Raw genomic sequence first — 6,682 nt, 5'->3', positions numbered from 1 at the left:
GAGCTGCTGGAGACCTCCGCCCGCTCCCGCCTGACCGACCGGCTGCCCGCCCCCGGCAGCGCCGCCGCCTCCGACCCCGACGCCGTCTACGAGGCGTTCGCGGACTGGGTCTCCTCCGGCGGCATCGAGCTGTACCCGGCGCAGCAGGAGGCCCTCATCGAGGTGGTCTCCGGCTCCAACGTGGTGCTGGCCACCCCCACCGGCTCGGGCAAGTCGCTCGTGGCCGCCGGCGCGCACGCCGCCGCCCTGACCTCCGGGACCCGCTCCTTCTACACCGCGCCGCTGAAGGCGCTGGTCAGCGAGAAGTTCTTCGCGCTGGTGGAGACCTTCGGCGCCGAGAACGTCGGCATGATGACCGGCGACGCCTCCGTGAACCCCGGCGCGCCCATCGTGTGCTGCACCGCGGAGGTCCTGGCCAACGTGGCGCTGCGCTCGGGCGCCTTCGCCGACGTCGGCCAGGTCGTCATGGACGAGTTCCACTTCTACGCCGACCCCGACCGCGGCTGGGCGTGGCAGGTGCCGCTCATCGAGCTGCCGCAGGCGCAGTTCCTGCTGATGTCGGCCACCCTGGGCGACGTCGACTGGCTGCGCGAGGACCTCGCCCGCCGCACCGGCCGCGCCACCGCCGTCGTCACCTCCGTGGAGCGGCCCGTGCCGCTGCACTACTCCTACGCCACCACGCCGCTGCAGGAGACGGTCGAGGAGCTGCTGTCCACCGACCGCGCCCCGGTGTACGTCGTGCACGCCACCCAGGCCGCGGCCGTGGAGCAGGCCCAGGCCCTCACCAGCGCGAAGGTCGCCACCCGCGAGCAGCGCGACGCCATCGCCGGGGCGATCGGGCACTTCCGCTTCGCCGCCGGCTTCGGCAAGGTCCTGAACCGGCTGCTGCGCATGGGCGTGGGCGTGCACCACGCCGGGATGCTGCCCAAGTACCGCCGCCTGGTGGAGACCCTGGCCCAGGCGGGCCTGCTGAAGGTCATCTGCGGCACCGACACCCTGGGCGTGGGCATCAACGTGCCCATCCGCACGGTGCTGTTCGCGGGCCTGACGAAGTTCGACGGCCGGCGCACCCGCCACTACCGCGCCCGCGAGTTCCACCAGATCGCCGGGCGCGCCGGACGGGCCGGGTTCGACACCGCCGGCACCGTGGTGGTGCAGGCGCCCGAGCACGAGGTGGAGAACGCCCGCCGCGTCGCCAGGGCCGGCGACGACCCCAAGAAGGTCAAGCGGGTGCAGAAGGTCAAGGCGCCCGAGGGGTTCGTGTCCTGGTCGGAGGCGACGATGCGCAAGCTCGTCGACGCCCAGCCCGAGCAGCTCACCTCCCACTTCCGCGTCAGCACCTCGATGCTGCTGAACGTCCTGCAGCGCCCCGGCGACCCCGTGGCGGCGATGCGCCACCTGCTGCTGGACAACCACGAGCCGCGCAAGCGGCAGCTGCAGCACGTGCGCCGCGCGGTGGAGCTGTTCCGCGCCCTGCTGGACGCCGGCGTGGTGGAGAAGCTGCCCGCGCCGCTGCCCGACGGCCGGCAGGTGCGGCTGGTGGGCGACCTGCAGCTGGACTTCGCGCTGAACCAGCCGCTGTCGCCGTTCGCGCTGGCCGTGGTCGACGACCTGCTGGAGCGCACCTCGCCCACGTACGCCCTCGACGTCGTCTCCGCCATCGAGTGCACCCTGGACGACCCGATGAAGGTCCTGCTCGCCCAGCAGTCCAAGGCCAAGGGCGAGGCGGTGGCCCGCATGAAGGCCGACGGGCTGGAGTACGAGGAGCGGATGGCGCAGCTGGAGGACGTCACCTGGCCCAAGCCGCTGGAGGAGGAGCTGCGCGCGGCGTACGAGACGTACCGGGCCGGCAACCCGTGGGTGGCCGACTACGAGGTGCGCCCGAAGTCCGTGGTGCGCGACATGTTCGAGCGCGCCATGACGTTCGGCGACTTCGTCGCCTTCTACCAGCTGGCCCGCTCCGAGGGCCTGGTGCTGCGCTACCTCAGCGACGCCTACAAGGCGCTGCGCCAGAGCGTGCCGGAGGACGCGCGCACCGAGGAGGTCACCGACGTCGTGGAGTGGCTGGGGGAGGTCGTGCGCCAGACCGACTCCAGCCTGCTGGCCGAGTGGGAGAAGCTGCGCGCCGGCGACGACGTGGACGTGCTCTCCGCCGTCGCCCCCGCCGAGGACGAGGCGCCGCCGGTCACCGCCAACGCCCGCGCCTTCCGGGTGCTGGTGCGCAACGCGGTGTTCCGGTTCGTGGAGCTGGCCGCCCTGGACCGCCCCGAGCAGCTGGCGGCGCTGGACGGCTCGCCCGACGCGGACACCTGGGCCGACCAGCTCGACGCCTACTACGAGGAGCACGACTCCCTGGGCACCGGCCCCGACGCGCGCGGCCCGCACCTGCTGCAGGTCGACGACGGCTCCGGCCCGCACCCCAAGGGCTCCGCGCGCCGCTGGTACGTGCGCCAGGTCGTCGACGACCCCGCCGGGGACCGCGACTGGGCCGTGGTGGCCGAGGTCGACCTGGACGCCTCCGACGAGGCGGGCGCGGCGGTGCTGCGGGTGGCGGGGCTGCTGCGGCTGTAGGCCGCCGCTCCGTCGCCCGGGTGAACCGCCGCGCGGGGCCGTCAACCCGCCGCGCGCCGGTGCCGGCACGGCGGGGGCGAGGTACCCCGCCCCGTCGCGCGCCCTGCCCGGCGCGCCCCGCGCGGCGCCGGCGCTGGGGCCCGGGGCGCTGTTCGGGCGCCTGGGCGGCGACGAGTTCGCCGTCGTGCGGCCCGCCGCGACCGCACCGGCGGGCTGAGCGGCCCCGCGCCCGCCACCGCCGCGCCGGTGCGGGGGCGCGCCCGCTCAAGCCGGGCCGCGCGCGTGCCGATGCCCCGGGTGTGCGAGGGCCCGAGGAGAGCGCACGGCTCGCCGCGCTGGAGGAGCACCGGCCGGCCGCCGGCGGCGACGACCGCGCCGACCTGGACGCCGTGGTGCGCCTGGCGGCGGCGCTGACCGGTGCCCCCGTGGTCACCGTCAGCCTCATCGACGCCGCGCGGCAGTGCCACCTCAGCGCCGTGGGCCCCCTGTCCGCGGAGACCGCCGTGGAGGAGTCCCTGTGCGCCGTCGCGTTCCGCTCCGGCGACCTCGTGCACGTCCCCGACGCCCGCCTGCACCCGGTGCACCGGCACAACCCGCACGTGGACGGGCGCCTGGCCTCGATGCGCCTGTACGCCTCCGCCCCGCTCGTCACCACCGACGGGCACGCCCTGGGCACCCTGTGCGTCTTCGACACCGTCGCGCGCGCCCTGGACGAGCGGCAGCTCGCGGGCCTGCGCGACCTCGCCGAGGTCGCCGTGTCCCTGCTGCAGCGGCGCCGGGAGGCCCGCCGCGCGGAGCTGCTGGCCGTCGAGGCGGACGAGCAGCGCGCCCTGGCGCAGCTGGTGCTGGACGAGGTGGCCGACGCGCACCGGCAGCTCGCCGCGCACGCCGCGCGGGTGGAGGCGCTGGCGCGGGCCTCCGCGGCGGTGGCCACGGCCGACGACCCGCGCACCGCGATCTGCGAGGCGGTGCGCGACCTGTGCGGCGCCGACGTGGCCTACCTGGCCCAGCCCGGCCCGGACGGGGTGCTCACCACCACCGCCGCGGTGGGGATGCAGGGGGTGCACCTGCGCCTGGACCCGCGCCGCGACACCAGCCTGGTGCTGGACGCCTACCTGGGCCGCGAGCAGCTCTTCGAGCCGGACGTGCCCGCGCACCCGCGCGCCAGCCGCGCCGTCGTGGAGGCCTGCGGGACGGCCTCGGCGGTGTGGCAGCCGGTGCTGCGCCGCGGCTGCGAACCGGTGGGGGTCCTCGCGGTCGTGTGGCAGCGGCCCGTGGCGGAGCTGCCGGCGGGGGTCTCGGCGACCCTGGCCACCCTGGCCGGGGAGGCCGCGCACGCCCTGGAGCGCGCGGAGCTGCTGGAGCGGCTGGAGCGGGCCGCTGAGCACGACGCGCTGACGGGCCTGCCCAACCGCCGCCGCTGGGACGAGGTCGCCGCCGCCGAGGTGGCGCGCGCGGCGCGCACGGGCGCGCCGCTGACGTTCGCGCTGATCGACCTGGACCGCTTCAAGAAGTTCAACGACACCCGCGGCCACCTCGCCGGCGACGAGCTGCTGCGCGAGTTCGCCGCCGCCGCCGGCGCCCAGCTGCGCGAGGAGGACACCCTGGCGCGCTGGGGCGGGGAGGAGTTCGTGCTGGCCCTGCCCGGCTGCGACGCGGCCGGGGCGGTGGCGGTGGCCGACCGCGTCCGCGCCGTCGTGCCGCGCGGGCAGAGCTGCACGGTGGGGGTGGCGCAGTGGGCGCCGGGCCGCTCGCCCGCCGAGGTGCTCGCCGCCGCCGACGCCGCGCTGTACCGCGGCAAGCAGGCCGGGCGCGACGCCACCGTCACCTGCTGACCCGCGCCGCGCCGCGGGCAGCGCCCGGGCCGCGGGGCCCGGGCGCTGCCCGCGGGCGTCAGCCGACGAGCGTGGCCGGCTCGGGGGCCGTGCTGGGCTCGGCGGTCACGGTGGACTCGGCGACGGCGCCGGAGCTGCGCAGGCGGTGGGTGGGGATGCGCAGGCCGAGGCTGTCGGCGATCGCGTGGAACACCTCGGTGTTGTCCAGCACGTGCCCGAAGCGGGCGGCACCGGGGCCGGAGGCGGCGATGGTGACGTCCTCGACGGTGTGCACGCAGTTCGTCTCGTCCAGCGGCAGGTTGCCGATCTGGACGACCGCGCCGGGGTCGCGCTCGGGGTTGGGCACGGCCCGCTCGGTGGCCGGGTCCTCCAGCGCGGGCTGCGCCAGCACCGGGTTGTGCGCGAAGTCGTCCGGGTGGTCGGGGTGGTTCGACCAGCCGAAGAACAGCTGCACGTCGGGGTTGGGGTCGTCGGGGAACCCGTCGCCGTCCGCGTCGACGTAGGTGGGGAACCCGGCGTCGGCGTACACGCCGTTGGCCTGGCGGGCGGGCTCGTCGTCGGCGGCGTCCTTGGACAGGCTGTGCGTGCCGGCGATGCTCATGGCGTGGTTGTGGTCGGCGGTGACGACGATGAGGGTGTCGTCGCGGCCCTCGGCCCACTCCTTGGCGACGCCGACGGCCTGGTCGAGCTCGATGGTGTCGTAGACGGCGCGGGGGCCGTCCAGGGGGTGCTCGGACTTGTCGATCGAGGCGCCCTCCACCATGAGGAAGAAGCCCTTGTCGTTCTGCTCCAGGACCTTCAGGGCGGCGCGGGTCATCTCGACCAGGCCGGGCTGGTCGGTGAACTGCCCGAGCACCTCGGGGTTCGGGGTGATCTCGCGGTCGATGTAGACGTTGAGGTTGCCCAGCGTGAAGGTGCCCAGCAGCTTCTCCGGGGTCCCGGCGGCCATGACGGAGTTCAGCTCCGCGCGGGTGCCGGCGTAGGCGAAGCCCTTGTCCTTGAACTCCTCGACGAGGTTGCGCTCGTCGGTGCGGCGCGAGCCGGTCTGCGACTGCGGCAGGAACGTGGCGCGCCCGCCGCCCATGAGCACGTCGGGCATCTGCCCGGGCTGCAGGGCCTGCTCCATGATGTCCACGTACTCGGAGCGGCGGCGGGTGTGGGCGAACACCGCGGCCGGGGTGGCGTCCTGGACCTCGGCGGTGGTGACGATGCCGATGGACATCTCGCGCGAGCGCTTGAGGACCTCGGCCATCGTCTCGACCTTGGGGCTGCGCGCCGGGTCGGGGTCGTTGCCGGGGTAGACGCCCATGGCGTTCACGGCGGTCTTGTGGCCGGTCATGTAGGCCGACATCGAGTTCGCCGAGTCGGTGGCGATGGCGTCGGAGCCGGAGGTGGTGACGTTCCCGCGGAACTCCATGCGGTCCATCTCGAGCAGGCCCTTGTACTTGCCCTCGACGATGCCCTTGGACAGGATCCGCGCACCGGTGATGGCCGCGGCGCCCATGCCGTCGCCCAGGAAGAAGATGACGTTCTTGGCCTTCTGGCCCTCGGCGTCGGCCAGGACGACCTCGTGCCGCACCTCGGCCCGCGCGGTGCCGGCGGAGGAGGTGACCTCGGCGGAGACGGTGAAGGTGCCGGCCTCCGGGTACACCAGGCCCTCGTAGGTGACCTCCACGGAGTCCTCGGCGGAGCTGGTGCGCAGCGGGGCCGGGCTGAGCAGGGCGGCGGGGCCGTCCTCGCTGCTGAGGCGGATGACGATGCGGGTGCTCTCGGGGTCCACGCCGGTGGCCTCGATGCGCAGGTCGAAGGTGGCGCCCACCTGGAACTTCGCGCGGTCCAGCGGCAGGACCCTCAGGGCGCTGGTGCCGGCGGTGGTGCTGCGCGCGGCGCGGCGCACGACGCCGGTGAAGGCGTGCGGGTCCTTGTGGTTCAGCTGCGCGTACTGCGCCGCGGTCGCGGTGGCGGTGGGGGCCGCCGCGGCGCTGCGCAGGCCGCTGCCCCACACGATCGCGGTGGCCAGGCCGCCGGCGCCGGTGCCCAGCAGCCCGCGGCGGGTGAAGAACCCCCCGCGCGCGCCGTCGTCGTCCTGATCTCCGTCGTGCTGAGAACGCTTATCAGACAAGGGGTCCGACCTCTCGCGTGGTCCGCGGCCGGGGCCGTGGACGTGCCCGTGGGTGCGGGCACAACCTCCCAGCGGGTGCCGAACCGCGCGCCAACGGCGGGTGGACGCCGGCGCAACGGACCCCGACGCGGAGGGGTTCGGCGGAGGGGTGCGG

General features: G+C 75.3%; 3 protein-coding genes. 2 read left to right on the top strand and 1 reads right to left on the bottom strand.

Going from position 1 to position 6,682, the window contains the following annotated elements:
- The first annotated feature begins 30 nt into the window (after window positions 1-30).
- Both GTR00_RS11100 and GTR00_RS11095 read left to right on the top strand, forming a co-directional pair.
- Window positions 31-2,571, top strand: coding sequence for a DEAD/DEAH box helicase (locus GTR00_RS11100; RefSeq protein ID WP_407659679.1), 2,541 nt, complete (start codon window positions 31-33; stop codon window positions 2,569-2,571).
- A gap of 299 nt (window positions 2,572-2,870) precedes the next feature.
- On the top strand, window positions 2,871-4,406 hold the full coding sequence (locus tag GTR00_RS11095; RefSeq protein WP_166611684.1) for a sensor domain-containing diguanylate cyclase: 1,536 nt from the start codon (window positions 2,871-2,873) through the stop codon (window positions 4,404-4,406).
- 58 nt (window positions 4,407-4,464) lie between these two features.
- Here GTR00_RS11095 and GTR00_RS11090 read toward each other — a convergent pair whose 3' ends face one another.
- On the bottom strand, window positions 4,465-6,528 hold the full coding sequence (locus GTR00_RS11090) for an alkaline phosphatase (RefSeq protein WP_166611683.1): 2,064 nt from the start codon (window positions 6,526-6,528) through the stop codon (window positions 4,465-4,467).
- Between the last annotated feature and the right edge of the window lie 154 nt (window positions 6,529-6,682).

The sequence above is a fragment of the Kineococcus indalonis genome (assembly GCF_009906395.1).
Lineage (GTDB): Bacteria > Actinomycetota > Actinomycetes > Actinomycetales > Kineococcaceae > Kineococcus > Kineococcus indalonis.
The sequence above is the reverse complement of the archived record's forward strand: the minus strand, read 5'-3'. Positions and strand labels throughout refer to the sequence as shown.